Here is a 25,302-nt window from a genome sequence, read left to right on the forward strand (position 1 = left end):
GTGCTCCCGCGTTGCCGCTGACGGCACGCAGTATGGCTATTGGCACCATTCAGTCGTCGTCTTCTTCCCCAGCGTTGGTGGCGACTACTTTGCCGCTTTCGTCGATGAGCAGTTCCTGCTTCTGGTCACGGGAGCCCAGCGCGACGGCATAGCGCGTCGTGCCCCTGGCGGTCTGCTTTTCGATTTCGCCGATAGTGCGGCCCTGTGCCTGCTGATCGATCGTGGCTTTGACCGGGGGCGGTAGTTGCGGCAGGCTGACCGTTTCCTGCTGACGCTCCCCGACGGGCTTCTCCTTGCAACCGACCAGCGTCAGGCAAACGGAAACAACAATGCTCGCTATGGCTAACTGCCCGGTACAAATCAACATGATGTGCTCCTTGTCGCGCGAGACAGTGCGGCCCGTATCGCTCAGATGCCCAGCGCCTCGAACCGTGTCACCGCCCGCGTCCAATCAATGTTCTGCATGAACGCGTCAACGTAGGCGGCGGCCTTGGCGCCAAAGTCCATGTGGTACGAATGCTCGTACATGTCGAGCGCCAGAATGGGCACGCCATCGGCCAGCGTATGCGCGTGATCGGACGCCCACTGGTTGACCAGCCGGCCCAGGCGTGCCGAGTATGTCAGCAAGACCCAGCCCGAGCCGCCGCCCAGCGCCTTGCCCATTGCGCCGAATTCAGCACGCCAGCGCTCGACGCCGCCGAAGTCGCGCACCAGCGCGGCTTCAAGTGCGCCCTTCACCGGGTCGCTGGTGCCGAGAGACTCGAAGTACGTCTCATGCAGGATCATCGAATTGGTCGCGATCAATTCTTCGCGCTTGAGTCCATTCAGTACGAAGACGGGCACGCTCGCCACATCGATCGCGGCCAGTTGGTCAGTGATGGCGTTCAGGCGTTTTACTGCACCGCCATAGTTGTTCTCGTAGTGGCTGACGATCAGTTTTTCCGACAGGCCGGAGAGCCTGGCGGGATTGCAGGCCAGCGGTTTCATTGAGTGGGTCACGAGCGTCTCCTTTGACGTGACAGTCAGTGATGCAGGAGCGGGTAGGCAATCAAGCCGACCAGTGCGGCTGCCACGACAAGCACAGGCTCCTGCAGCTTCCTGAAACGCCACAGCAGCAGAACCGTGGCAAGCGCGAGCGCGATAGTGAGCCAGTCGACGATGGACCTTCGCGCGATGACGATCACCGAGCCGGTGATCGCGCCAATCGCTGCGGCCGTGATGCCGTCGACGAAGCCTTGACGGCGGGCAGCTTGCCGTATTTCTTGAAGTACGGCTCGGGCAGCACCGTGAACAGATAGCAGGGCAGGAAGGTCCCGAGCGCGGCGACGCAGGCGCCGGCAAAGCCCGCGACCAGGTAACCGATGAAACCGACCGTGATCACGACCGGGCCCGGCGTGATCATCGCGACCGCCACTGCATCAACGAACTGCTTGTCGTTGAGCCAGTGGTGTTCAGTCACGACGCCACCGTAGAGGAACGGCACAATTGCAAGTCCTGGGCCGAACACGAACGCGCCGGCCTTGGCGAAGAAAAGGCCGATCTGGCCGAGCAGTGGCAGATCCAGACCGCTGAGGACGCCGCTCACAGTGGGCGCCTGTGTCGCTGCAAGCGCGTTCACCCCACCTTTGCTGAGCCATTTCGGAGGAGCACGCCAGAACCAGTTGAGCAGGCCGCCCACGATAAAGAGCCACGCGATTTCAGATTCGGTGATAACGGTCACCGCCGCGAGCGTCAGGTAGATCGCCCACAGGAGTCTGTTTGTCCCGATGGTCTTCATGGTCAGCTTGTATGCGCTCATCGCGATGATGCCGACCACTGCGGCGCCGACGCCATAGAAAGTCGCCTGCATCCAGGAGAGCCCGCCGAAATGGGCGTAGGCCCAACCCAGCGCAACGACCATCAGGAACGAAGGCAGGACGAAGGCGATACCGGCCAGCGTCGCGCCGACGACACGGTAGTGCACATAGCCGAGATAAATCCCGAGTTGTGCGGCGAGTGGTCCCGGCATCATTTGAGCCAACGCCAGCCCCTCGCGGTAGTCGGCGTCGCTGATCCAGCTCCGCCGCTCGACCAGATCACGGTGCATGTAGCCAACGAGCGCTACGGGTCCGCCAAACCCGAACGTGCCCAGTCGCAGCATGTACAGGATCATCTGACCCAGGGTATAGCCAGGCGCCGTCGCTGCAGTGGTGTTCATGAGCGGCTCCCCGCGCTGCCGTTTTTTGTGGTCGCCGCAAAGTGCGTGTAGATCGAATCGAGTACGCGGCTCATTTCATCGAGCAGTTGTTCGTCATCCGGCGCACGTTCGCGCGCACCGGCCATCACCGCTTCAAAGCCAACCGCCTCGGGCACCGGCGCTCCGCCGACATCGAGTGCGTGAACCATTTCACCGAGCCGCAGCAGCGCCGGGTCCTTGTCAAGGCCGAAGCTCGCAACCAATACCTCGAATGTCACGCGATCGCCGACGTGCGTGAAGGCCGCACCGTCAAAGTCAAAGCCCAGCGCATCAGTGGGACACGCATCGGGGGACGTGAGCCAGATGAAGCGTGCGTCCCGATCGATGAAGCGCCGGATCAGCCATGCGCTTGCCACGCGATCGACCCACAGGCGCTGGCGTGTGGCCCATGTCCGGCCTTGGTACTCGTCAAGCGGCAGCAGACGGATAGTCCGTTGCGCGGGGTGCGGCTCGCCGGGCGACAGCACCGTATCGACGAGCGCGACGAAGTCCTGCCAGGCCGCCTCAGCGCGCGTTGCCGCATCGCCGGGAAAATAGTCGGTTGCGACGATCGTCTCGTAGTCCTTGCGCAACCGACGCAGCAGCCGGGCCAGGTCGGCGGCGGATTGACCCGAGATCGTCTTGCGCGCGTCGGCGAGCGCGCGGACGAAGTTCGCGTAGTCGTCGCCACGATCGAACAACGCGCGGAATTCGGCTTCCTGGGATGTGTCAAGGCTGGGCGCTCGCAACAGGTGGGCCGTGCCGCTGCTGTCCGCGATGGCGCCGGCCAGTTCGCGCAACATGTCCTCGCGTTCTTCGGTGTAAGGAAGCAGGTAGATGCCGTCGCGCAGCACCGCGCAGCCCTTTGCCTTCAGCGCGCGCCAGAACCGCATGCGGGCCGTGGCGTTTTCTGTGGGCAACGTCAGCACCAGGAGCGACCAGGTTGAGATTGTATTCATGTAGATTAGCCTACAACATGGTAGCTCCATCTACAAGCTAACCTCTAAAACGTCCTGGATGTGCCGTCGGCGCGGTGCGGTTTGACCGCGGCAATACGGAGAGATCGACCGTGCGCCGGGGGAAGATCCCCAACCGTCAGATTGATGTATACGTAACCTGATGTCAGGCAAGACTGTCAGATTCGGGAAAGGATTGTCATGGCAATTGTTTGACGCGGAGATGCCGAAGTCATAGATTTCAGCCTGACACCTTCGTCGGAAATTCGCCATGAACGGTCAGCTTGTCGGCCACGTCCGGGTCAGCTCGTTCGAGCAGAACGCCGGGCGCCAGCTCGACGGAATTGAGGTTGATCGCACCTTTACCGACAAGGCGTCGGGGAAAGACACGAAGCGGCCGCAGCTCGACGCGATGATGGCGTTCGTGGCAGCGGCGACACGCTAGTAGTGCACAGCATGGACCAGCTCGCCCGAAATCTGGATGATCTGCGCCATATCGTGCAGACGCTGACCCAACGCAGCGTGCGGATCGAGTTCGCCAAGGAATGTTTGACGTTCATGGGCGAAGATTCGCCGATGGCGAATCTGATGTTGTCGGTAATGGGGGCCTTTGCGGAATTCGAGCGCGCGCTGATTCGCCAACGCCAGCGTGAGGGGATCGCCCTGGCGCGGCACCGTGGCGCCTATCGCGGTCGTAAGCCGGCCTTGTCGGTCGCGTAACTGGCGCGCTGGGAACGAATTTTGGCCGGAGGGAAGGTTATCGTTTGCTACCATTTTTTCGACTGCGCGACGCCTTGCGTCGCCGAACCGATTGCCTTGCCTCGTTTCTACAATGGCAGGAGATATGGCTACAACTCCAGCTGTCCCTATGAGGGAGCGACTTAGCTTAATCGTGGAGATGTCAGAGGACCCGCTCACTCAAAGTGGCTTGCTTAAATCACGTTCTGATCCATGAATCGAGTCGAAGGGCCACGGTCGACCTATCGCGCCATTCGACCGGGTGGCAAGTGGATTTTTTGAAGTACAGCGGGAATATTTGAAGTACAGCGGTCGTTTAGTCTCCTCTGGCGCCAACTCAAGCATCTTTTCACCGGTAGCTAAGGAGAGTAGTCATGTCTCAGGTCTCGTGGGGTCTCAAAGCGGCGGCCGTGGTCGTCCTCGCCGCCGGTTTCACAATCGGGCATGCCGCTGACGATGATACATACGTTGTCACACCACTCGTGTCCAACGTGGCAGGCGCTGCACCGAAGCCCGACCCGGTACTACAGAACGCCTGGGGTATTGCCTTTAGTCCGGCAGCCAGTCCCTTCTGGGTCAACGACAATGCCACAGGCTGCTCCACGCTGTATGACGGCGAGGGGGCAAAGTTGCCGCTGCAGGTCTCCATCCCGCTGCCAGGCAATGTCATACCGAAAAGCGCCTGTAGTCCCGTCCTTCCCAACAATGCACATAAAACCGCGCCTGCGGCGCCGACCGGAATCGTGTGGAATCCCTCATCGGCATTTCTCGTGCCCGGTACCAATATCCCGGCCGCATTCATTTTCGCGACTGAGGACGGCACGATTTCCGCCTGGGCCGGTGGGTTAAATCCGCCTGACCACGCCGTGATCGCGGCCGATAACTCATCCTCTCCCTCCGCCGCCAATGGGGCCGTCTACAAAGGTCTCGTCTTCGGTGTGAACGCGAAAGGCGGATTCCTCTTTGCGACGAACTTCCGCTCGGGGCGGATCGATGTATTCGGGGCGAGCGGCGCGAATGGCCTGTTCACGCCCGCGACGACGGACGGCGGCTTTACCGACCGACACATCCCGGCCGGCTACGCGCCGTTTGGCATTGCGAACATCGACGGCGACCTTTTTGTCACCTATGCGAAGCAGAACGATGAGAAGCACGACGATGTTGCAGGCAATGGTCATGGATTCGTCGATGTATTCGATACAGACGGTCACCTGCTGCACCGCTTCGCCAGCCGAGGGCCGCTCAACTCACCATGGGGAATCATGCGCGCATCGTTTGCATTCGGCCGCTTCAGCGGCAAAATCCTTATTGGCAACTTTGGCGATGGGCGAATCAATGTCTTCAACGATGATGGCACGTTCGTCGATCAGCTGGAGGATGCGAACGGCAATCCACTGGCTATCGACGGCTTGTGGACTCTGACGCTCGGTGGCGGTCGCAACTCGAGCCCGGACACGGTGTACTTCTCGGCAGGTCCAAACAAGGAGGTCAATGGACTTTTCGGTACCATAGCTCCAACAAGCGCCTCCAAGGCACATGAGCACAGGGAATAGCCGGCAGTCGCGCGGGGCTTCCTGACGGTGAGGTAAATGCTCACCTTGTCCGCGTCAGGGCACCTGCAGCCCCATCGCGGTGCACCCTCGCCACTTCCTGACGGTGACGAGGTCCCGGGGACTGACTACCGGGAAAAACTGGCCGGCGTGTTGGCACAACGCGCCAATCCGCCAATCCGCCAATCCGCCAATCCGCCGATCGGGCGATGAACGGTCGCGCCGCCAGAGGTTCTGCCTCTCCCGCTCCAGCGCGACCCGGTGCTGAGGCAAAGTGGGACATGCGCGTTGCACAAACGGTGGACAAGTGGGCACCGCCAGGCCGCCCAGCGATGGCTACGCGGCCCGGCTCAATGCGGTGACGAGACCTCGGGCTCGATCCACGCGATCGTTCAGCTGAGATGCAACCGCCAGCGGACACGCCTGTTGCCCTCATCAACGCGCTACGACCAGCGATGCATGCATCCCCATCTCATAGTGCCCATGGCGATTGCAGATCAGCACGTAATGTCCAGGTGCGAGCTTCACCGACAGGCGCTTGCTCGCACCCTGCTTCACGTCTTCCACCTCGCCCATCTTCTTGAACTTGCTTTCCGTGACCTGACCTTTGTGGATGGGTAGATGCGAGTCGTCCGTGTCGGTCTTCAGCACCACGAGTTCATGTTCGGTTTTGCCGTTCGCCACGTTGCTCACGTCGAACGTGATGCGCCCTGCTTTTGCGCTTCCGGGATCAAGTTGAATCGTAGTGTCAGTCAGCTTCACCTGTATCGTTTCGTCCGCGTGACTGCCTAGCGGAGCAACGCCGAGCACAACCGCGCTCAGCACGAACGCAGCATGGTATCTGTCGGTCATGATGTTTCTCCTTGAACGGTCCACGTTGCCGCAGGACGTGCCCGGGCACAGTGTCGGGGACATCGGCGCCGAGCGCCTCCGCGTCAGGTGTTCTCTCGATAGTGAGTAGACTTAAGCAAGCAGCTCGCCGAAATGCATGGGTAGGAACCGGCACCGCACGCATGGCCTGTCCATACCGGTGCTTCGTGGCGGGGACAGCTCGACATTCACGCAATGGCGCCAACAGGCTCGACTGGATCGCAGATCGAAAACCCGTGAACACCATTGCACTTCGACTCCGCTACAAGAACGCGGGGGAACTTCGAAATATTCCACGGAATGCCGGAGACGGCTCTGGGAACGGAGCCTCGCGATCGCGAACGCGCGGGATTCGCATCGCCGCACACGTCGGCTCATCGTGAGCGCTGCGGTGCTCCGCCATCGCACCGCGCGAGGGTCAAGCGAGTTGGCGAAGCTCGCGGCGAAGAATCCTTTCTGCAGTCGATTTTGGCGCGTGTGGTGGAGCCCCCTGCGTCACACTAGATGTCGCCTCTGAATTTTCTTGATTTGAAGAACTCAGAGGTGCAGGTTGAATGCCAAACAGACGTATTCTGTCGAATTCAGGGAGCAGGCGCTGGCAAAGGTCCTGCAACGAGGCAACCGGTCCGTAGGAACGGTTGCCTCGGAACTGAACATGAACGTATTAACCTTGAGGAAGTGGATCCGCGTGTCTAACGCCGCAAACCGCAACCAGGGGCCAATCGATGCACGGCGCCCGGAAGACTGGTCTTTGGAAGAGCGCCTGCTGGCCTTGCAGCAGAGCCATGGACTGAGCGACGAGGCGCTGAACGCGTGGTGCCGCGAACGGGGCCTGTTTGCCCATCATCTGGACCAGTGGCGCGCCCAGTTCTGCTCGGCCAGCACCGCGAGCAGCGCACGTGCAAACGCTCCAGAGATGCGCGAGCTGAAACAGGCCAACGCGCAACTGCAGCGCGAACTCAAACGCAAGGAAAAGGCTTTAGCGGAGGCCGCTGCGTTGCTGGTACTTTCAAAAAAGTATCAGGCGCTGTTCGGGGACGAGGACGAATGACCTCCCTTGAAGAGCGCGCGACATTGCGGGAGCTGATCGGTGAGGCGACTACAGCCGGGGCTCGTCAGGCACGCGCGTGTGCCATGCTGGGGTTAAGCGCGCGCGCACCGTGCAGCGCTGGCAAGGCGGCGGTCCTGACGCGGTGGATGGGCGCACCTTGCGCCGCCATGAACCCGCCCACAAGCTGTCTGCAGAGGAACGCGCCGAACTGCTGGCGGTGGCCAACTCAGCCGAATTCGCTCATCTGCCGCCGAGCCAGATCGTGCCACGCCTGGCCGACCAGCAACGCTACATCGCGTCGGAATCGACGTTTTACCGGGTACTGCGCGAAGAGAAACAGCTCGCCCACCGGCGCAGTGAACGACCGGCCCGCGCCTGCAGCAAGCCACGCGCGGTATGTGCCGATGCACCCAATCAGCTGTTCAGCTGGGACATCACCTACTTGCCGACGACGGTTCGTGGGCAGTATTTCTATCTCTATCTGTTCATGGACGTGTTCAGTCGGATGGTCGTTGGCTGGCAGGTCTATGCCGAAGAGAGCAGCACCCAGGCCAGCGAGCTCCTGAAGGACCTGTGTGCGCGTGAAGCGATCAAACCGGGTCAGGTGATCCTGCATTCGGATAACGGCGGCCCGATGAAGGGCGCCACGATGCTCGCCACTCTGCAGGCTCTGGGTGTCATACCGTCATTGAGTCGACCGGGCGTGAGCAACGACAACCCGTTCTCGGAGTCGTTGTTCAAACACTGAAGTATCGGCCAGCCTATCCTCTGCAGGGCGTTCGACACTCTATTTGCCGCGCGCGCCTGGGTCACCGGGTTGGTGCGCTGGTATAACCACGAACATCGTCAAAGCGCGATCCGCTTCGTCACGCCGGCCCAGCGGCACGCCAACCTCGACCAGCAGATTCTGGATCGTCGCGCGACGCTCTACGAAGCAGCAAAGCAGCGCAACCCGCTACGTTGGAAAGGCCCCACGAGAAACTGGAAGCGCGTACACACGGTCCATCTGAATCCCGATCAGACAGATAAATTCGAACCCATCAAACGCGACCACCGACAGGAGCAAAAAGCCGCCTGAATTTTATCGTTGAGGCGACATCTAGCGTGAAATTTACCGTGCGGCGTTCCAAGGAACCGGGAGCGCCGCATGAAAACCCACACTTTTACATATGTTGCCTGCACTTGTGGCCATAGGGGGTCGATAGTCCAAACCTACGATCCGACGCCGCCCGCGGGCTGGTATCACGCATGGTTGCGCGATCTGTCGAGTGGCGGCGCTTACGAGGGGATTGACGAGCTTTTCGCGGAGAATCGTCCTTCCTGTCCAGAATGCGGGCGCAGTCTCACGCCTCAGGATGTTGTTGGGCACAGCGAACTGAACGAAGACGCTCAATTGAAGCTTGCCCCTCGTTGAGGTGTTGCCGCCACCCCCGCGGCCCTCGGAAGGCCGCCGGCGCGCAAATGAATCGTTGCCAATTTTGCGTTACGCGATTGCTCGCAGACGACCCGAATCGGCCAGTCAACTAAACGTACTTCCGAGGTCTGGTATTGGCAGTACAGGAGCCACTCGTCAAAATGTCTGTCACCCCATATCGCCGAAACGCAATTGCGTTTTGAGGTAGTTCAGAAAAGCTTGCAGCTTGGGCGACGGAACCCGTTCTCCCGGGAACAGTGCGTTCAAATCCTGCGGTGGACCTATCCATTCGGGCAGCACTCTCAGTAAGCGCCCTGCCTCGACTTCGGGAGCCACGCTGGCATCCATAGCCAGCAACAAGCCTTTGCCGGCGCGAACGGCGTCAAGAATAAGTGCGGGGTCACTGGCGACGATCACCGGTCCCAGCGAATAGTGCGTCGCCTTCCGTCCCAGCTTGCGCAGAGGCCAGGTGTAACCGCTGTCGCTGCGGGCCTGATGAAGTGCGAGCGTAGGATGGAGCCGGAGTTCGTTGGGAACGGCTGGCGAGCCGTGCCGTTCGACATATGCGGGACTCGCATAGACCGACGTCGAAAAGGTCCCAAGCCGCCGTGCCACAAGACTGGAATCGGGAAGGACTCCAAGACGCAGAGCGACGTCCACTTCGTCATCGAAAAGATCTAATGGCACATGCGTCGCCAGAATATCGAGCCGCACATCGGGATAGCGCGAGCAGAATCCGGCAATCAAAGGCGCGATCCACGTGACGCCGAACGAAAACGGCAGCGTGACGCGCAGCCAGCCTGCGGGCGCGCCGCGAATGCGCTGCACAGCGTTCTCCGCGTCATCAAGCTGTTTGCAGATACCGCGGCAGTGCTCGAAGTAAGCCGTACCCGCTTCGGTCAGGCGAAGTTTGCGCGTGGTCCGGTGCAACAGTCGCGAACCGAGGTGCGCCTCGAGTTCCCGTACTCGCCGGCTAACCGTCGTCTTGGGAATCTGCAACGCGATCGCTGCCGCAGTAAAGCTGCCCGATTGCACGACGCGAAGAAAGACGAGCGTGTCGTTGAGATCCCTGGTCATCGACGCATATATCCCGGCTGAGCGTTGTGGATGACTTGAGCCTAGCATAGAGATTGTGCCGCCGATGGTTTAATCCTTCCCGGCAACCCGGGCTAATCGCCAGCACCCTCCTGCAATATCTTGTCGCCTTCAACCAGGAGGCGCATATGAATCTCAGCGAATACACAAGTCACGATGCAATTGGGCTCGCAAAACGCGTGTCAGACCGCGAAGTTACGCCTGCGGAGCTTGCCGAGCTCGCCCGTTCGGCGATCGAAGCAGTCAATCCGGCGATCAACGCAGTTATCGAACACTGGCCGGCCAGCGAAAGCGGAGGCTACCCGGACCACTGCACTGGTCCGCTCGCTGGCGTACCGTTTCTGATCAAGGATCTCGCGGTTGCGATGAGTGGTAAGCGGCTGGAGCTTGGGAGCCGGCTCTCCAGCGGCGTCGTCGCCCCGGCCGATTCATGGCTCATGTCGCGGTTCCGCGCAGCCGGACTCGTCACGATTGGCCGCACGACTACGCCCGAAATGGCGTTCAGCACGACCACTGAATCCACGCTCCAGGGCGCGACGCGCAATCCCTGGCAGCCGGATTCGAGCGCCGGCGGTTCTAGCGGCGGAGCCGCAGCTGCAGTCGCAGCCGGCGCCGTCCCGCTCGCGCATGCCACCGATGCAGCCGGCTCTATCCGGGTGCCGGCAAGCTTCAACGGCTTGTTCGGACTCAAGCCGACGCGAGGGCGCAGTTCGAACGGGCCCGCCCTCGACGAAGTCTTTGCAGGCTTCGGCGTGCAACTTGGCGTGAGCCGGAGCGTGCGGGACAGCGCCGCGCTACTCGATGCGATCCAGGGGCACGCGATCGGCGAGCCTTACCTCACCGCCGCGCCAGAGCACAGCTTCCTGTCGCAGGTCGCCCGCGAACCAGGCAAACTCAGGATCGGCATGATGACCGATCCGTGGAGCGCGGATCGAACCGACCCAGCAATCGCGGCAGCGGCGGCATCGACGGCGCGGCTCCTGGAGGACCTCGGTCACACGGTTTACGAAGTGCGGCCGTCCCTTGGCGTGTCGTGGGACGCGTTCGTGCGGATGAATGCGACGATCTGGACGGCGACGCTGGTCGACTGGATCGAAGGCCTGGCTGCCGCGACCGGACGACCGATCGATGAGACGACGCTGGAGCACGCCACATTGGCCTGTTATCGCTATGGCAAGGAAGAGAAGGCGTCCGCATTCGCCGCCGCGCTGGCGATGCGCAACGTTGTGACGCGGGCTGTCGGGCATTGGTTCGAAGACTTCGATGTTCTGCTCACGCCAACGCTGCCGCAAATGCCACCGCGCATTGGAGAATACGGCGAGGGCGCGGAATCGATGAACGGCCTCGAATGGACCCAGCGAGCATTCCAGCATTCGCCTCTAACCCCGCCGTTCAATGTCGCCGGTGTTCCCGCGATGTCAGTCCCGCTAGAAAGTCATCCCGGAACAGGTGTGCCCATCGGAATGCAATTCGCGGGAGCATTCGCGCGAGAAGATATATTGCTGCGACTCGGAGGGCAGCTCGAACGCGCACGGCCGTGGATCAATCGGCGGCCCGCAGTTTGGGCGGGGCATCAGGCGTAACAGCAACGGGCCGCGTATTTCATGCGGGCGGCTCGGTTCGCCCGTTTTCCCCCGTTCTCACGCGACGGCACCAGCTTGGCGTCATCGGAGGACAAATGCCGATATCCGGGTGATGCCGCCACTGAATGGCTTCATCAAGCAATAGCAAAACAGGCGGATGCGTCGCCGCGATCCCTTCGAATTCGGCAGCGCGAAGTAGCGAGGCAACTCGCCGCCTCGCTATCTGGTCGGCGGCTTTCGAAAGCAAAGCGGCCGCTCGAACGTCCGGGAAGTTGTGACGACGATTGTCTTCTCATGGCCGAGAGGCGTCTGCGTCTCATTTCAGTTGAGTCCAGCCGCGAGACGGCGCCTTGACATTGGTCGGTGATAGGTACGATAGCCAGACAGATTGTCTTTTACCTGCTGCCCTACTGATGAACCGAGCGCCTGCCCTTCCCTTAGCCTCCGGACTACCCCTACTCCTTGACGGCGGCGTTTTAGCGAAGCGAGAGCTTCGCTATCATGGAAGAAGGCGCAATTTCAGTATATACATTTATGGATTCGGAACTCTGGTTGTCGGACCCTGAAACGGCTTATGCCGAATGGCAACGCGCCGAGGCGACCGGTGCGGATAGGCGCGCGTTTGCCGAGCGCTCCATCGTTCAGCATCGCTCGATGTTTGCCCGCTTCCATCGCTATCTCGGCAGCCGTGGCATTACCCTGGTGGACTTTGGCACTGACCACATCGACGGCTTCTTTGCTGACCTCGACCGCGATTGCGAACCGGGTACGTCGACGCGCCTGCGTTATCTCAAGCTGATGGATCGGCTCTCGCGCCATCTTTCGCTGCTGGGTCTGCGCACCGATAACCCTGCTGCAAGCCTCCTGCCGCGCGAACATTGGCCAGACGACGAGCCGATGCCGGTCTTTCTATGGCCAAACGAAGATGCGCGGCTTCAGGACGTCTGCCGCACAGCGACCTTCGAGTCGTTCAAGGAACTGCGTAATTGCGCGGTCGTGGCGCTGTTGCTTGCCACTGGTATCACGGCGGCCGAACTCAGCGCCCTGAGCGTGGACGATCTCGACGCAGGAGGGTCAAGAGTCAGCGTGTACGTGAGAAAGCGTGGGCCGCGCTTTGCGCGCCGCGTGCCCGTCGACGGGTTTGCGCTTGAGATCGTGAGTGAGTATGGGAAGGCGCGCGCCGCACTTCCGGCGTCGGACGGTCTGCTATTCATAGCGACGGCCGGCGGCAAGCCATTGAAGCCTGCAACGCTGGGGCAGTGCGTGCGGAGTGCGTTACGCGCTGCCGGCGCCGCGGCCGCTGACGAAAGTCCGCGGTTGTTGCGCAACACATATGGTCGCAGGCACCTTCTGCAAGGCAAGACAAACGAACAGGTGAGTAACCTTATGGGCCTGTCCAGTCATAGGACGGCTACCCGGCTGCGCGAGACAATTTTTAACGCTGGTGAAATGGATGACCAGCAAGGAGGGGGTGCCGACGTAAGTCCGACGTGCGGGGCGCTCCCTTGACTTTGGCCACCGCCGCGTAGCCTGGTGTGTGAACCGTACACGGGGTACGGCCACACTTCCGGGCTACAGCCATGATCTATAAAAGCGCGTTCAAGGACATCATTTACCCGGCACAGAACCGGGAGCCGCGCGCCACCCGATACCGCATCGTGCTCACGAAAAACTCAAAGCTGGTTCGTGCGATCGTTCATCTTGTAGCCAACGAACCGACGCAACCGCATTCCACCGAGCTCGACACGGCGCTCGACGTCATTCTCAACCGGATCATTGATGCAGAACTGATTGGCGTGCGCCACGACTGCGTCCGGCTGGTCGTTCAGGCCGATGCGCAGCTGACGGAGTACCCGGTCACCTTCAACGCGCTGGATGTTGCGCGCCCCGGCAGTGTGGCCGGGCGGCCGGCGACTACGTCGGATCAGCCCATGCACATCCGCTCGCTCGATGTCGTTGGCGGGTCCGTCGCGTTCTATGTTGATCGGCAAGGCGGAAAACCGGTCAGCCCCAGCGTCGCAGGGATGCTCCGATGAGTGCGCCGCGCCCCCGCTACGCCGTCGGTCGATGGGAGTCCCTGTGGGCGAGCCACCCGTACATGTCGCAACGAATACTGATGGACCTTCCTGCCCGAAAAGTCATCGCCGGCGAACACCGCTACGACAAGGAATGGCACTACATGAGCTTGCCGGACCTTGAGTACATGCAACAAATACTGAACGAGACCTTCGGCGACATCTTCGACGAGCCGCAGGAGTACGACTTCAAGTTGATCGATGAACCGCCGTACTGGGCCGTCTATCCGTGGCCGTGGCCATGGGTCCCGGCGCTGACCGACGACGAAGGAGATGTTCAGGATAAGGGCGACGAATAATCCTCCACGGCAACGCGAGCGGGCGGATCAGCCGCAGGTGGGCGAGAATTAGCCGCCGCACGAAGGGCGTGGCGAACATTTGATGAGGCATGAATTGACAACCAGCGATACCCTACTGCAATTTGTCGTGACCCGAGACGACGTCTTCACCTTCGATCACGGCGAGATCTTCGGCACCATGTACCCGTCGCACGACAAGATCGGGCTTGATGAATGGGTCTGGCGGCTCTCGAAGACGGTCATCAACCGCGTGCGCGATGGCGCCGGCGAACTGCTTGGGGTAAAGGCCGAGACGGTGGTCATCAGCGAGGGCTACGCCGGCACGGCCGCCGAGGCGGCGTACGACATGCGCGCCTGTCTGCATCGCCAGATCGAGAAAGCCGGGCAGGACGCTTAGCGGCGCTCCGCAGCCTTGTTCTCGCCCACAATCGATCGCCGTCCCTACGTCCTAGTAACAGGACGGCGATGGCATGCAGTTGACTCGCGAGGATGCGAAAGGCGAGGCTTCAAGACAAGTTCTATATGTTCGAGCAAACTCGGGCCGACGCCGACGAAATCTGGGCCAACGCAGCGGTGACCGTTCCCGGCATTCTGTATTGGGCATCGGGTACCGCGCCAGCTGGCCAGCAGTGGAGTCCAATGGATCCGGCTCGAAGCCTTCATCGTACTGCCCCTGGACCGTTGCCTTCGTGGGCCCCAACGGACTATGTCGCGCATAACATCGCGGAATTTCAGCGTACCGGATTCCACGGAGGGTTGAATTACTACCGCGCGGCATTCAGCCGTCGTTTTTTATCTGGGGCAAGGCGGACGGTCCGAAAGAGCTATATCCACTTAGCCTCGACGACCTTCGCGCCGGCTTACCGGGCCTTGTAGGAGGACTCGAACTCGATAACGTGGGACATTGGGTTCAGCATGAGGCCGCCTCCGATGTCAGCGATCAACTGCTGAAGTTCGTGCGTACCGTTGATCTCACATGATCGTTTCGGACACTGTCCGGTGTAGTCTCTGCTCCAGGCTCCGTTTAATCGAGCGAAGAAAATGGCGGCGTAACGGAAGCTGACGGGAGTCTTCAATGACCCTGGTACTCAAAGAATGGACATCGACCAACAGGGCCACCGGTTGTCCGCGTTGGGTCGCGTGTCGCCGACCGCAGGCTTCCGATGATTCATGCCTCGTATGCCGATTGCATGAGGCAGTGACCGGCCAGTTCCGGACGTTCATCGACGGGAGAGCGGAGACTTTCGAACGGCTGGCTGCCGCCGAGACCGGCCGGTCCCTGACGCCATCTCCGTGTTAGCGCATGTCCTGGCATGCTGCGCGTGAGCAAGGTAGGCCACCGCCCGCCCGGGCACGACTCGCGTTTCGGCTCCGCCTGCGAAGACTTACGGAGCGTCGCGGGCGGGCGGATCCGTGCGCATGGAATCGTCACGAAAACGGGCGTAGATCTCGGATTCGACGAATCGCGTGATCACCACTTTCGCGTGCTCGAACAGCTCCGTGCCGGCCCAGTCAGCGAGCGCAAGCGCGGGATAGCCTTTCACACGGCGGGATGGATAGACGAAGCCATCGGGCCGATCGGCCGAAGGCATCGTCAGCATCGCCTCGCGGAGCCGCTCGCCAAACAGTTGACACGCCGCGCAATCGCCTTCGGAGATCATGTCGTGAACACCGAGCCGGCTGCTATGGTCCTCGCCAAGGTTCCACAGACGGAGCGGCCGCGTAAACCTGATATACGCGAGTACGCCGTCCTCTTCAGCCCGGCGCGTGATATGGAAGCCGGTTCCCGGACCACGATTGTTCAGCACCAACCGGCCTTCCCACGCGGCCACGAGGCTGTCCATCCCCAGATACAGCCAGGTAAAGGGAAGGCGCTGATCGGCGCCGGCGGTTTCGGGCGCCGGGCCGAAGCGGCCCGACATGAACGGCGACGCCGTTGGAATGTATTTCGGGTCGGTGACAGCGCGTACAAAAACGCGGTCGGCTTCGTAGGTGTAATGCTGCCCCCTGAGGGCCTGCAGGATCGGTGCTGTGGTCGGGACCCTTTCGCCCACTCGCAGCAACCGTTCCACTTCCGATTGTTTGTGTTCTGACATTGGATTGTCTGGTGCTCAATCCAGGTCAGCCACCTCCATCCTCGCCAGGGCGCTGATCCTGTCGAGCCGTGCCTTGAGCGGAAGCGACAGCATCCGGGCCTGCTCTGGCGCCACGGTCCGCCGGTCCTCGAACGCCATTCCCGCGAGGACTTCCGCAGGCGACAGCTCATTCAGCGACTCCTGCTCGGACATGAAGAAGGTGTTGACCTGAATCCGTGAATTGCTGCGGAGGATTTCGAGCAGATGCGGGAGATGCGAAGGCACGTCGGCGGTGAACTGCCAGGCGGGATATGCGCGGCCATTCTTCTTGCCGGGCGGCACCACGCTGTAGAACTGCGCATGGTCACCGCGATAGAGCGTGCTCTTCGACATACCGGTGTGCTCGATTACCTCCTCAGGACTCCATCTGGCAACTGGCAAACAGGACGGGCGGGGATCACCGACACGACCGGTGTCCCGGATCAGCCACTCGGCCAGCCGCGAGGCAATCTCCCGGCGGGCTGCCTCGCTGGACAGGCCGGCGATCTTTCCCGATCCAGGCTTCACCCCGGCCCGCGCGGATACACCAGCGAGCAGGTCTGCCGCGACCTGCTCGATCAGGGCGTGCTCGTCACCCGTGTACTGTCCGTTCACAAGGGCCCGCAGGTCCGCTTTTGCGCCTGCGTGGCTGCGTTTGGTTGCCAGTTCCATTTCAACTCCTGCTCAGCAATCCAGGGGGCGCGCCGACAGGCGCGAGCATGCGGGACCGGGACGCGATACTCCGGCTATGGAAGGGATGCGCGTGCGGCAGGCGAACTTGCTGTCCGCAACTGAAAATCAGCCGGCCGGCCGCTTCCCGGTGAAGCACGCTGGCCACGACGTCGAGACCACGCCGTGCGACGGGCAAGCCGAGCGTGCGTCGGGGAGCGCGACTCGCGCCGAGTGGCCGCAAAAACGCGTTCCTCGTGGCGAAGCTGACCGCCTGACCACGACGACCACCACAAATGACCTGCTCGCAATACTCGAGGTAACGGTTGTATGTAGTCTGCAGGACGCCTGCCCGTACCGGCACGACGCGCCCGGTCTGCGGCAGCATGCGGTCCAGCTGGGCCAGGCGCTCACGCTTGATGGCCAGCCGCTCCACGCGGAGAGCAAGAATCCTTTCGATGAGCTGCTCGCGTTCGGGGGACGCGTCCAGCTGCCGCACTTCCGCGAGCAGAAGGTCGGTCTGTGCAATGGCCTCGTCCAGCGGCGCAACGGCGAGTCGCCTCGCGTGCCTCACTTCGAGCCGCGAAAGCTGGATCTCGTCATCCCAGTTCAGCATGGTTCTCCCCCGCGGGGTTTCGGGTACGTGGGTCCCATTATAGCAAGGTTTTTTCCCATTTGTCCCATCTTTTCCCATTTTTCCCGGACGCCGTTCGCTTATCGACGGGCCATTTAATGTCAACGTCCTCTGCCACGTTCCGCCCGTCGCGGACCCGGCGCGCGAGGCCCCTTGGCTCAAGTTATCTGAAGCCGCATTTCGCGCGTTTCCATGCCCAGCCGCCAACGGCGCTCGGCGTGGGGTACGCAAGCTTTGTTGACGACTACGCGATGTTGACGATGCTGTTAGAAGAACGCCCAGCTGCCGTGAGCTTTCATTTCGGGCTGCCACCGTCGCAAAAATTGCCGCGCTGCGCGACGCCGGCATTGTGCTGATGGCGACGGCTACCAATCCGGACGAAGCGGGCCAGATTGCCGCAGCCGGAATCGATGCCATTGTTGCGCAAGGGATCGAGGCAGGCGGCCACCGCGGCATGTTTGATCCGGCGTTGGAGGACGAACGGCTTGGTTCTATGGCTCTCGTCCGATTGCAGCTGCGCGAAACATCACTGCCCGTGATTGCCGCAGGTGGGATCATGGACGGCGCGTGTATCACTCGACCATCTTCGAACTGAATGTTGAAAGCTATCGGCGCCGCAAAGCCACCGACAAACAGAAGGAGCGGCGCCGTCAATTACCCGCTGACGACCGGATTTCCTGCTTGACGCTATCCAGGCTGCCGAGTTGGTTGCCATACTCGTATGCGAAATGGTCTGTTCAATCTCGTCGTTAACAGCGGACTCCTTATCGCTTTCGGATTTCGGGGCATCGAAGTCGACTACGTAAATGGGTGTGCTGCTCGGGCTTTCATCGCGAGCGGCTACGTCGAAGGGCGGACATTGAGCCGGTGGTCTCGTGGCGGCCATGAGCCGACGGTCGCGCGGCCCGCTAGATTGAAAGTCATCTAGTGTTGTGAGTTAGAAGTTCGTTGAATCAATTTCCTGTTTTCTCCGGAATGACGAAATGCTGATTGAAAAGCCGCTTGGACTCCCGTAGTCCTTCTTCGGTAAAGATCACGGACTTTGTCTTGTTGACTGGGTCTTCGATGAAGCCTCGTTCGTAGAGTCGGTTCAGCACATCCCAGTCGAAACCTTTCCATGCGCGGTATTGGTCGTGCAGGGTCAGGTAGAGAAGTGCCAGGGCGACTTCGTCGATTGCATCGGTATTGATATTCATGGTGCTCCTCCCGCGGCCTTGCGGACCCGCACACAAAACCGTTCGAGGCTGGCCAGGATCGCATCGGCCGACTTGCTCCAGATAAACGGTCGGGGATTGGCGTTATAGATGTCCAGGTAATGGCGGATCGCGTCTTCGAGTTGACGTGTCGAGCGATGCGTGCCGCGTCGAAGATATTTCTCAGTAAGCGTGGCGAACCAGCGTTCGACCTGGTTAAGCCACGACGCCGAGGTGGGCGTGAAATGAACATGGAAGCGGGGATGACGAGCGAACCAGGCTTTGATCGAGGGCGTTTTGTGCGTGCCGTAGTTATCCATGACCAGATGCACATCCAGGTGAGACGGCACACTGCCTTCGATGGTGCGCAGAAAGCGCACAAATTCGCTGCTGCGATGGCGCCGATGGACCTCGCCGATCACTTCACCGGTAGCGATGTCCAGCGCCGCGAACAGGGTGGTGGTACCGTGGCGCATGTAATCGTGGGTGCGTCGCTCAGGGATGCCGGGTGCCAGCGGCAACATGGGTTGGGTGCGATCGAGCGCCTGAATCTGGCTCTTCTCGTCCACGCACAGCACCATGGCCTTGAGCGGCGGGTCCAGGTAAAGCCCGACGATATCTCGCACCTTGTCGACGAACATCGGATCGCTGGAGAGCTTGAACGTTTCCTGTCGATGCGGCTGCAAACCGAAAGCACGCCAGATCCGACTGACCGCCGTCTGCGACAGTTTCATCTCGTGAGCCATCGCGCGCGTGCTCCAGTGAGTCGCTCCGACAGGCACGGACTCGAGCGTCTTCGCGATGACTGCATCGACGCGCGCGTCATCAATCGTCCTCGGGGCGCCGGGCCGCGGTGCATCGAGCAGTCCGTCCAGACGATGGATCAGGTACCGCGTGCGCCACTTGGAAACCGTTTGCTGAGTGACCCGCTGTTTGGCCGCAACCGTCTTGTTGTCCATGCCATCGGCACAGGCCAACACGATGCGCGCCCGCAATGCCAGGGCCTGTGCGGTCTTGCGTCGCATCGTCAGCGCTTGCAGTTCTTCGCGCTCCGATTCGCTCAGCACGAGTTCCCCTTTGGGCCGTCCGCTCATCGATGCCTCCTCGTATCAGGTGCCACACAGAGCACTTTAGTACGTGATCGGCATCATTCAATGAATTTTCAACTCATGACACTAGCGGGCCTCCGCGGCCGCCCCCGGGCGTGTCTCTCAACAATCACGGAAATGCCGACCGCTTAAATCTTCGGATGCTGGTCGCGAACCGGGCTGACAGATTCAAGCAGTGACGCTAGATGGAGGATGGTGGATTCCGCCTGCCAGCTGCCAACGATCTGGACGTTGATCGGCAACCCATCGTTACTCGTACCGAATCGCATTGAAATGCCGGGCAAGCCCGTGACGTTGAGGGGAACGGTTGCGCCTTGGAGATACGTCGCGTCCACGGTCTGGCCGTTGATGGTGAATGTGTCTGCACCGTGTTTGTGTGCAGGGATCGGCAGGACGTGGGTGATCAATGCGTCGTACTTCTTGAAGTATTCGGCGTAGCCGTCCCGCAGACGCTCAGCGGCCTGTTCGGCGTCGATATAGTCCTTCATGGAAGTGTCAGCCAATGCAAGCATTGTTCTCGCCATCTTGTAAAGCTCGTCCTGACCATGCCCGGCGGTGGCTTCCGCAAAGGCGGGCTTCATCTCCATGACGTGCAGACGGTTGAACACATCGAGAGCGAAGTCACGCCCAAGCGCAGGAATACGGACGGGCTCCACGAGGCAGCCTATGCCCTTGAGCGCTTCCGCCGCCGCCTGGACGGTCGCGGCGACTTCGGGGTCGACCGGTCCGAATCCCGGTTCAACCATCCAGCCTACTCTCAACTGGCGATCATGCGAACGGCCGAGGCCTGCATCGAACTGCACGGTGCTGCTCGCAAAAGCGTCCTGCCCGTCGGGGCCTGACAACTGCGAGAAAGCGAGTGCAAGGTCGCGGATGCTACGGGCCATTGGACCTACATGCCAAAACCGGCGCGGTGCACGGGGCCAAATGCCGGTCATTGGTACTCGCCCGTGAGTAGCCTTCAGCGAGACGATGCCTGTCTGCGCGGCCGGCCCACGCACCGAGATGGCGAGATCAGTGCCGAGTCCCAGCGGCGACATACCTGCTGCGATGGCCGCCGATTCGCCGCCGCTTGACCCACCGGGTGTTCTGTCAAGATCCCAGGGATTGTTGGAACGCCCGCTAAGCAGGTTGTCACTCTCGATCCAGTAGGAGAACTCGGGCAGATTGGTTTTTGCCAACAGGATGCCGCCTGCCTGTTTCATCCGTGCGACGCTGGTTGCATCGGCGCCAGGGACGCGTCCTTTGAAGATGGGCGAGCCACGCTGAGTCGGCACACCGGCAGTGTCGATCGAGTCTTTGGAAGTAAAGGGGACGCCGTGCAGCGGCCCGAGTTCTTGTCCAGAGAGCACAGCCGCTTCGGCAGCTTTTGCGGCCTTCATCGCGTCACCCGCGACCGTAACAATCGCGTTGACCTTGGGATCGACCGCTTCGATCCGGTCGAGGTGTGCCTGCACGACTTCTACCGGCGAGATTTCCTGATTGCGGATCAGTTCAGCCAATCGCGTTGCGTCCTGAAAAAAGATTTCTGCGCTCATAACGTCCTCCGACGGTTGGTTGAAGCAAAACTGGAAGACCACCCTAGCTAACGTTCGTTAGGCATTCACCGCGTTAAAAAAGCCGACGATTGATCGGCTCAGCTGCGGTTTCCTACCTAACGTTTGTTAGACACCACCCTAGGCGCTACAATCGGTGTTGTCAACATTTTTTGCGGAGACCTGCCTTGAAGAACCAAGCCGTTGGGAGCTCGAGCGACAAAATTGTCGTCGCGGCTACAAGAATGGCGCAGGCCCGCGGCTACGGCGGGCTCAGCATTCGTGACCTTGCGCAGGAGGTTGGTATCAAGGCTGCAAGCATCTACCATCACTTTGCTAGCAAGGCCGACCTGGCCGCGGCCGTCGCCAGACGTTATTGGGAAGACTCTGCGGCAGTGCTCGAAGCGCTTGCGACCGCGTCGGCGGATCCGCTGCTCAGCCTGCGTCGATATCCGGAAACGTTTCGCAAGTCGCTCGAGAGCGACAACCGCATGTGCCTGAGCAGCTTCATGGCCGCCGAGTATGACGATCTGCCTGAAGGGGTGAGGATAGAGGTTCAGGCTTTTGCGGATGTAAACGTCGCGTGGCTGGAGAAAGTTCTGGGAGAGGCGGGGATCGTCGACCCCGAGCAGACCCGTCGACGTGCCTGCGCAATCTATGCGGCGGTCGCCGGTGCGCAGCTTATCGCGCGCGGTCGCGCAGACATTGCACTATTCGACGCGCTGATCGAAAGTTACAGGCAGGCCGGGCTGTTGCCTGGTTGACGCTTCACCTTACGCGTATAGACGCGACAATTGCGGAAACATGCTGCGGAACGATCAATAGCTAACCGGCGCGCTCTCGGCGTCGATCGGCGAATCGATCGAGCCGGTGTTGCCGGGACGCTGGTTGCGCCAACGACGCCAGGTCCGCGTTTGCCCCCGCGAACTGAGTGACCGCTAAGCAGTACGACGAGGGGCTGTTGTGGGTCGGCACGAGGCAAAACGCATCGGGCAGCACGCGGCCATGATGGGTCATTCGCGTCGTGACGGCGAATGGCTGCTCGCCGGACCCATACCGGCCATCCACACTACAGAGATCGACGAAACGGCAATGCATGTTATCGGTTGTAGTCGTGCAGCACTCGTCCGTAAGGCAGTGTCAGGTCGGCAATGAAGTGAACGGAGCGACGATGCGCCTGACCGGCAAGTCCGACACAGGCGCATTGACGTGTGGTAGCAGAGCAAGCCGCGCTGGTCCTGACGATGCTCCTGGATGCCCATCAGGTTGCCCTGCGACGTACGCCGGACCGGCTACTCGCTTGCGAGACGTCATTAATCCACAAGTTAACTAATCAGTCAGACTGCCTTAACCCCAACGGCTTTTTGGTAACTAATACTTTTCAAACGGCAGGCGAACACACCTGCCGTCACGCACGTCGGCAGTCTCCCGCCGAGCCGCAGAAAGTAACGCCACTACCCGTCGATACTCCGTTGGGCAGATACGCGTCCGATGCCATTGAGAGTGACCCAGGAACGAGTACCTGATGAAAAGTCTGCGCATCGGCACTCTTGGTTTCGCGATCAAGTCGAACCGAGTTGCGCCCCGTGTTCGCTGGGAAGTATTCAGTGTCCACGTCCGGCTGATCACCGCAGTTCCATTTGCGGTATCGGCAGTGATGTTTCTGTTGTGGGGACAATATGCCCGACGTTCCTCGTTCAGCGCCTGGCACGTCGCAATTTCCACGGCGTTGGGCGGCTTGTTGTTCGCCGCTGCGCTGGATCTTTCGTCGCGTTATGAGGTGATGGCCGCTTTCATCCTCTGGGGCGGTTGGCGTCTATACCCACATGCATCGTTCTGGCAGTTGCCGCCTCGCTATCTGAACAACGCGGCGGCTGCGCCCGGCATCGGCCTTGTCAATATCATCGGCACGCTGGCCGGCATCCTCGGACCTTACGCAACGGGCTGGCTGCACAGCCTTACCGGCCCCGATCGCGTTCCGATGCTCGGTGTTGCCGCGCTGATGTGCGTCTCGGCAACCACAGTAGTATTCGCGGACCGCGCCAACCGCGCGGCGGCCCGCCAGCAGCCGCGCCCCGGCGCAGTACTCCTTGAGCCCGGCCGCGCTCTGACTCTCCGGCTGGCACACGCTGGTTAGCGCACGTGCGAAACGCTCCAGGATTGAACTATTCACAAACAGAGGTTTAATACGATGCGAAATGATGTCAAGCTGATTCTTCTCGACAAACACCAAGTCGAGGCGTTGTCAAAGCCTGACGATGTCGTCGAAGCGGTACGGGAGGCGTTTGCTCTGCACAGCGCGGGCGAAGGGCGTGTCTTTCCTGTTGTCAGGGAGGCGCTCGTGACGGGTGGCGTATTTGGAATCAAATCGGGCGACGTACAGTCGCAAGGCCTGCTCGGCTTTAAGGCTGCGGGTTTCTGGCCGGCAAACCGCGGCGTGGGCGGCGAACCGCACCAGGCCACCATCATGTTGATCGATCCCAAGACCGGCCGGCCTGTATGCGTGATCGACGGCAACGCAATCACGACCATGCGCACGGGTGCGGCAGGTGCTTTGGGATTGACACTCTTCGCGCGTGCGGACAGCACCCGCCTGTGCGTTTTTGGCACGGGCGTACAGGCGCGAGTTCAGGTCACATTCGCGCTGCGTGTGCTAAAGCAGCTTTCCTCCATTCGCTATGTCACCGTGGACGCTCAGCGCGATGCTTCGTTTGAAGCGCATTTCACCGGACACTGCGAAGTGTCGCATGCGACCGACCATAACGCCGCAGTTGCCGAAAGCGATGTGGTGATCACCGCGACTCCAGGCTTCGGGCCGCTCTTCAACGCGGCGGCGGTTCGACCCGGGACTCACCTCAACTGCGTCGGTGCCGACACCAAAGGCAAACGTGAACTTCCCGAAGGCTTGCTGATGCGCAGTCGCGTTTTCGTCGACGACCGGACCCAGGCGCGAGAAATCGGCGAGACTCAATGGGCGCCGGGCACCGTATCTATCGAGATCGGCGATGTGATCACCGGCCGGGTCCAGACAAACCGGCAGCCGGACGACATCACGCTGTTCGACATGACGGGTATTGCCCTGCAAGACCTGACGGTGGCACGCCTGCTTCATCAGCGCGCCTGCGAAACAAGCACGGCAACGTCGTTGGCGTGGCCCTGGTAATATCATTGGGTCATAGACCACAAGCACAGGCCGTCAGCCCAAGTCCAGCACCGATCAGGCCGATTAGTTCGTCGATGGACAATACGGTTAGGCGGCCACACTCAACTTTCCAAAGGAGCGGTACGTCGAACGCTTGCGCAATGTCGTTGAGCCTGCCCTGCGACTCAATTGCACACCTCGCAACTAAGAGACGTCCGGGTAAAGAATATGGATGACGTGACTTCCACAGATTCCACGATAGGTTCAAATTCACGCCAGACGTCTGATGAATTGAAATCTCCTGCCATCCAGCAGGCGCGTCTCGATCTCGCTGCGTGCTTTCGCATGGCCGCGCGGCTCGGCCTTCATGAAGGCATTTGCAACCACTTCTCCGCGCTCGTGCCGGGACACCCGAGGCTCTTTCTGGTCAACCCGCTCGGTTACGCATTCGATGAAATCACCGCTTCCAGCCTGCTGATCTGCAATTTTGACGGTGAGGTTCTCGCTGGAAAAGGGGAGCCCGAAAGCACGGCTTTTCATATTCATGGGCAGGTGCATCTGCACCATCCACATGCCGTTGCATGCTTTCATACGCACATGCCGAACGCAACCGCCCTGTCGATGCTCGAAGGGCCCCCGTTGCGATGGGCGGGTCAGACATCACTGAGGTTTTACGGCCGGCTCGCGGTGGAGGAGCGTTTCGGCGGCCTCGCGTTGGACAACCGTGAAGGCGAACGCATGGCAGCCGCACTCGGGAGCGCGAACGTGATCTTTTTGAAAAATCATGGCGTCATGGTCGCTGCCCGAAGCATCGCGCAAGCCTGGGACGACCTCTACTATCTCGAACGGGTTTGCGAAGTGGAACGCCTCGCGCTGTCAACGGGCGTGCCTCTGAAACCGGTCGATCCACAGATCGCGCGATTGACCTTCGAACAAATGGAGTCCGGCGCCGAGGAAGCCAGTCAGCTACATCTTGAGAGCATCAAACGCAGGCTCGATAAGCTGGAACCTGACTACCGGGACTAACCTGAGTCATGGTGTTTGAGAGTGACGGCATACC

General features: G+C 60.8%; 21 protein-coding genes and 4 pseudogenes. 13 read left to right on the forward strand and 12 right to left on the reverse strand.

All coding sequences use genetic code 11. The annotated features are described in order from the left end of the window. Positions 1 to 49: 49 nt before the first annotated feature. The 4 genes and pseudogenes from F6X42_RS28520 to F6X42_RS28535 all read right to left on the reverse strand — a co-directional run bounded on the left by F6X42_RS28520 (position 50) and on the right by F6X42_RS28535 (position 3,174). The gene (locus F6X42_RS28520; RefSeq protein ID WP_187637393.1) at positions 50 to 367 is read right to left on the reverse strand and encodes a hypothetical protein; all 318 of its coding nucleotides are present in this window, start codon (positions 365 to 367) and stop codon (positions 50 to 52) included. 41 nt (positions 368 to 408) lie between these two features. Then, positions 409 to 987 carry a superoxide dismutase gene (locus tag F6X42_RS28525; RefSeq protein ID WP_222945756.1) on the reverse strand — a complete coding sequence of 193 codons (579 nt, stop codon included), beginning with the start codon at positions 985 to 987 and terminating at the stop codon, positions 409 to 411. Between the two features lie 35 nt (positions 988 to 1,022). Further along, positions 1,023 to 2,197, reverse strand: a pseudogene (locus F6X42_RS28530) (chromate transporter). Further along, entirely contained in the window at positions 2,194 to 3,174 is a 981-nt protein-coding gene (locus F6X42_RS28535) for a chromate resistance protein ChrB domain-containing protein (RefSeq protein WP_187637395.1), read from the reverse strand. The pseudogene F6X42_RS28530 and the gene F6X42_RS28535 overlap by 4 nt, the downstream one beginning before the upstream one ends. A gap of 268 nt (positions 3,175 to 3,442) precedes the next feature. Between F6X42_RS28535 and F6X42_RS28540 the strand changes: the two are divergent. Both F6X42_RS28540 and F6X42_RS28545 read left to right on the forward strand, forming a co-directional pair. Further along, positions 3,443 to 3,891, forward strand: a pseudogene (locus F6X42_RS28540) (recombinase family protein). 392 nt (positions 3,892 to 4,283) lie between these two features. Then, on the forward strand, positions 4,284 to 5,462 hold the full coding sequence (locus F6X42_RS28545) for a TIGR03118 family protein (RefSeq protein WP_187637396.1): 1,179 nt from the start codon (positions 4,284 to 4,286) through the stop codon (positions 5,460 to 5,462). Between the two features lie 432 nt (positions 5,463 to 5,894). Here the strand turns inward: F6X42_RS28545 and F6X42_RS28550 are convergent, their stop codons facing one another. Then, on the reverse strand, positions 5,895 to 6,311 hold the full coding sequence (locus tag F6X42_RS28550; RefSeq protein WP_187637397.1) for a cupredoxin domain-containing protein: 417 nt from the start codon (positions 6,309 to 6,311) through the stop codon (positions 5,895 to 5,897). Between the two features lie 568 nt (positions 6,312 to 6,879). Here F6X42_RS28550 and F6X42_RS43480 point away from each other — a divergent pair. Continuing rightward, a pseudogene (locus F6X42_RS43480) lies at positions 6,880 to 8,458 on the forward strand (IS3 family transposase). Between the two features lie 504 nt (positions 8,459 to 8,962). Here the strand turns inward: F6X42_RS43480 and F6X42_RS28570 are convergent. Continuing rightward, complete coding sequence (locus F6X42_RS28570; protein ID WP_187637401.1) at positions 8,963 to 9,871, reverse strand: LysR family transcriptional regulator; 909 nt, start codon at positions 9,869 to 9,871, stop codon at positions 8,963 to 8,965. A gap of 146 nt (positions 9,872 to 10,017) precedes the next feature. On the opposite strand from F6X42_RS28570, the gene F6X42_RS28575 reads away from it, so the two are divergent. The 5 genes from F6X42_RS28575 (at position 10,018) to F6X42_RS28595 (ending at position 14,243) form a co-directional block, all read left to right on the forward strand. Next, positions 10,018 to 11,472, forward strand: coding sequence for an amidase (locus F6X42_RS28575; protein WP_187637402.1), 1,455 nt, complete (start codon positions 10,018 to 10,020; stop codon positions 11,470 to 11,472). 501 nt (positions 11,473 to 11,973) lie between these two features. Next, positions 11,974 to 12,981 (forward strand): tyrosine-type recombinase/integrase, encoded by a 1,008-nt coding sequence (locus tag F6X42_RS28580; protein WP_312892931.1) that lies wholly within the window; start codon positions 11,974 to 11,976, stop codon positions 12,979 to 12,981. Positions 12,982 to 13,052: 71 nt separating this feature from the next. After that, the gene (locus F6X42_RS28585) at positions 13,053 to 13,508 is read left to right on the forward strand and encodes a hypothetical protein (RefSeq protein WP_187637403.1); all 456 of its coding nucleotides are present in this window, start codon (positions 13,053 to 13,055) and stop codon (positions 13,506 to 13,508) included. Positions 13,509 to 13,588: 80 nt separating this feature from the next. Further along, entirely contained in the window at positions 13,589 to 13,846 is a 258-nt protein-coding gene (locus F6X42_RS28590) for a hypothetical protein (protein WP_187637404.1), read from the forward strand. A 94-nt stretch (positions 13,847 to 13,940) separates the two neighbouring features. Next, positions 13,941 to 14,243, forward strand: coding sequence for a hypothetical protein (locus tag F6X42_RS28595; protein WP_187637405.1), 303 nt, complete (start codon positions 13,941 to 13,943; stop codon positions 14,241 to 14,243). A 988-nt stretch (positions 14,244 to 15,231) separates the two neighbouring features. Here F6X42_RS28595 and F6X42_RS28600 read toward each other — a convergent pair. The 3 genes from F6X42_RS28600 to F6X42_RS28610 are packed head-to-tail and all read right to left on the reverse strand — an operon-like array spanning position 15,232 to position 17,245. Continuing rightward, positions 15,232 to 15,918, reverse strand: a complete 687-nt coding sequence (locus F6X42_RS28600; protein ID WP_187637406.1) for an RES domain-containing protein — start codon at positions 15,916 to 15,918, stop codon at positions 15,232 to 15,234. Between the two features lie 39 nt (positions 15,919 to 15,957). Beyond that, on the reverse strand, positions 15,958 to 16,632 hold the full coding sequence (locus F6X42_RS28605) for a hypothetical protein (RefSeq protein ID WP_187637407.1): 675 nt from the start codon (positions 16,630 to 16,632) through the stop codon (positions 15,958 to 15,960). 1 nt (position 16,633) lies between these two features. Continuing rightward, positions 16,634 to 17,245 (reverse strand): hypothetical protein, encoded by a 612-nt coding sequence (locus tag F6X42_RS28610; RefSeq protein WP_187637408.1) that lies wholly within the window; start codon positions 17,243 to 17,245, stop codon positions 16,634 to 16,636. Between the two features lie 91 nt (positions 17,246 to 17,336). Between F6X42_RS28610 and F6X42_RS28615 the strand changes: the two are divergent. Further along, positions 17,337 to 17,831: pseudogene (locus F6X42_RS28615) on the forward strand (NAD(P)H-dependent flavin oxidoreductase); the annotation flags it as partial. A 385-nt stretch (positions 17,832 to 18,216) separates the two neighbouring features. Here F6X42_RS28615 and F6X42_RS28620 read toward each other — a convergent pair. The 3 genes from F6X42_RS28620 to F6X42_RS28630 form a co-directional block, all read right to left on the reverse strand. Next, on the reverse strand, positions 18,217 to 18,459 hold the full coding sequence (locus F6X42_RS28620; protein ID WP_187637409.1) for a DUF6429 family protein: 243 nt from the start codon (positions 18,457 to 18,459) through the stop codon (positions 18,217 to 18,219). Further along, positions 18,456 to 19,550, reverse strand: coding sequence for an IS630 family transposase (locus F6X42_RS28625; protein WP_187637410.1), 1,095 nt, complete (start codon positions 19,548 to 19,550; stop codon positions 18,456 to 18,458). The genes F6X42_RS28620 and F6X42_RS28625 overlap by 4 nt, the downstream gene beginning before the upstream one ends. 143 nt (positions 19,551 to 19,693) lie before the next feature. After that, entirely contained in the window at positions 19,694 to 21,103 is a 1,410-nt protein-coding gene (locus F6X42_RS28630) for an amidase (protein WP_187637411.1), read from the reverse strand. Between the two features lie 185 nt (positions 21,104 to 21,288). Here F6X42_RS28630 and F6X42_RS28635 point away from each other — a divergent pair, with 185 nt between their 5' ends. The 4 genes from F6X42_RS28635 (at position 21,289) to F6X42_RS28650 (ending at position 25,268) form a co-directional block, all read left to right on the forward strand. After that, on the forward strand, positions 21,289 to 21,864 hold the full coding sequence (locus F6X42_RS28635) for a TetR/AcrR family transcriptional regulator (RefSeq protein WP_187637412.1): 576 nt from the start codon (positions 21,289 to 21,291) through the stop codon (positions 21,862 to 21,864). A gap of 761 nt (positions 21,865 to 22,625) precedes the next feature. Then, positions 22,626 to 23,237 (forward strand): MFS transporter, encoded by a 612-nt coding sequence (locus F6X42_RS28640; protein WP_187637413.1) that lies wholly within the window; start codon positions 22,626 to 22,628, stop codon positions 23,235 to 23,237. Positions 23,238 to 23,291: 54 nt separating this feature from the next. Continuing rightward, positions 23,292 to 24,263, forward strand: coding sequence for an ornithine cyclodeaminase family protein (locus tag F6X42_RS28645; RefSeq protein WP_187637414.1), 972 nt, complete (start codon positions 23,292 to 23,294; stop codon positions 24,261 to 24,263). A gap of 216 nt (positions 24,264 to 24,479) precedes the next feature. Then, positions 24,480 to 25,268, forward strand: a complete 789-nt coding sequence (locus F6X42_RS28650) for an aldolase (RefSeq protein ID WP_312892933.1) — start codon at positions 24,480 to 24,482, stop codon at positions 25,266 to 25,268. The last annotated feature ends 34 nt before the right edge of the window (positions 25,269 to 25,302 follow it).

It is taken from the genome of Paraburkholderia podalyriae (assembly GCF_014397785.1).
In the GTDB taxonomy this organism is placed as follows: Bacteria; Pseudomonadota; Gammaproteobacteria; order Burkholderiales; family Burkholderiaceae; genus Paraburkholderia; species Paraburkholderia podalyriae.

Excerpts from the sequence above, each read along its gene's own strand:
- F6X42_RS28520 (WP_187637393.1), bottom strand. The coding sequence starts at position 367 with ATGTTGATTTGTACCGGGCAGTTAGCCATAGCGAGCATTGTTGTTTCC.
- F6X42_RS28525 (WP_222945756.1), bottom strand. The coding sequence starts at position 987 with ATGAAACCGCTGGCCTGCAATCCCGCCAGGCTCTCCGGCCTGTCGGAA.
- F6X42_RS28535 (WP_187637395.1), bottom strand. The coding sequence starts at position 3,174 with ATGAATACAATCTCAACCTGGTCGCTCCTGGTGCTGACGTTGCCCACA.
- F6X42_RS28545 (WP_187637396.1), top strand. The coding sequence starts at position 4,284 with ATGTCTCAGGTCTCGTGGGGTCTCAAAGCGGCGGCCGTGGTCGTCCTC.
- F6X42_RS28550 (WP_187637397.1), bottom strand. The coding sequence starts at position 6,311 with ATGACCGACAGATACCATGCTGCGTTCGTGCTGAGCGCGGTTGTGCTC.
- F6X42_RS28570 (WP_187637401.1), bottom strand. The coding sequence starts at position 9,871 with ATGACCAGGGATCTCAACGACACGCTCGTCTTTCTTCGCGTCGTGCAA.
- F6X42_RS28575 (WP_187637402.1), top strand. The coding sequence starts at position 10,018 with ATGAATCTCAGCGAATACACAAGTCACGATGCAATTGGGCTCGCAAAA.
- F6X42_RS28580 (WP_312892931.1), top strand. The coding sequence starts at position 11,974 with ATGGAAGAAGGCGCAATTTCAGTATATACATTTATGGATTCGGAACTC.
- F6X42_RS28585 (WP_187637403.1), top strand. The coding sequence starts at position 13,053 with ATGATCTATAAAAGCGCGTTCAAGGACATCATTTACCCGGCACAGAAC.
- F6X42_RS28590 (WP_187637404.1), top strand. The coding sequence starts at position 13,589 with ATGGACCTTCCTGCCCGAAAAGTCATCGCCGGCGAACACCGCTACGAC.
- F6X42_RS28605 (WP_187637407.1), bottom strand. The coding sequence starts at position 16,632 with ATGGAACTGGCAACCAAACGCAGCCACGCAGGCGCAAAAGCGGACCTG.
- F6X42_RS28610 (WP_187637408.1), bottom strand. The coding sequence starts at position 17,245 with ATGCTGAACTGGGATGACGAGATCCAGCTTTCGCGGCTCGAAGTGAGG.
- F6X42_RS28620 (WP_187637409.1), bottom strand. The coding sequence starts at position 18,459 with ATGAATATCAATACCGATGCAATCGACGAAGTCGCCCTGGCACTTCTC.
- F6X42_RS28625 (WP_187637410.1), bottom strand. The coding sequence starts at position 19,550 with ATGAGCGGACGGCCCAAAGGGGAACTCGTGCTGAGCGAATCGGAGCGC.
- F6X42_RS28630 (WP_187637411.1), bottom strand. The coding sequence starts at position 21,103 with ATGAGCGCAGAAATCTTTTTTCAGGACGCAACGCGATTGGCTGAACTG.
- F6X42_RS28640 (WP_187637413.1), top strand. The coding sequence starts at position 22,626 with ATGAAAAGTCTGCGCATCGGCACTCTTGGTTTCGCGATCAAGTCGAAC.
- F6X42_RS28645 (WP_187637414.1), top strand. The coding sequence starts at position 23,292 with ATGCGAAATGATGTCAAGCTGATTCTTCTCGACAAACACCAAGTCGAG.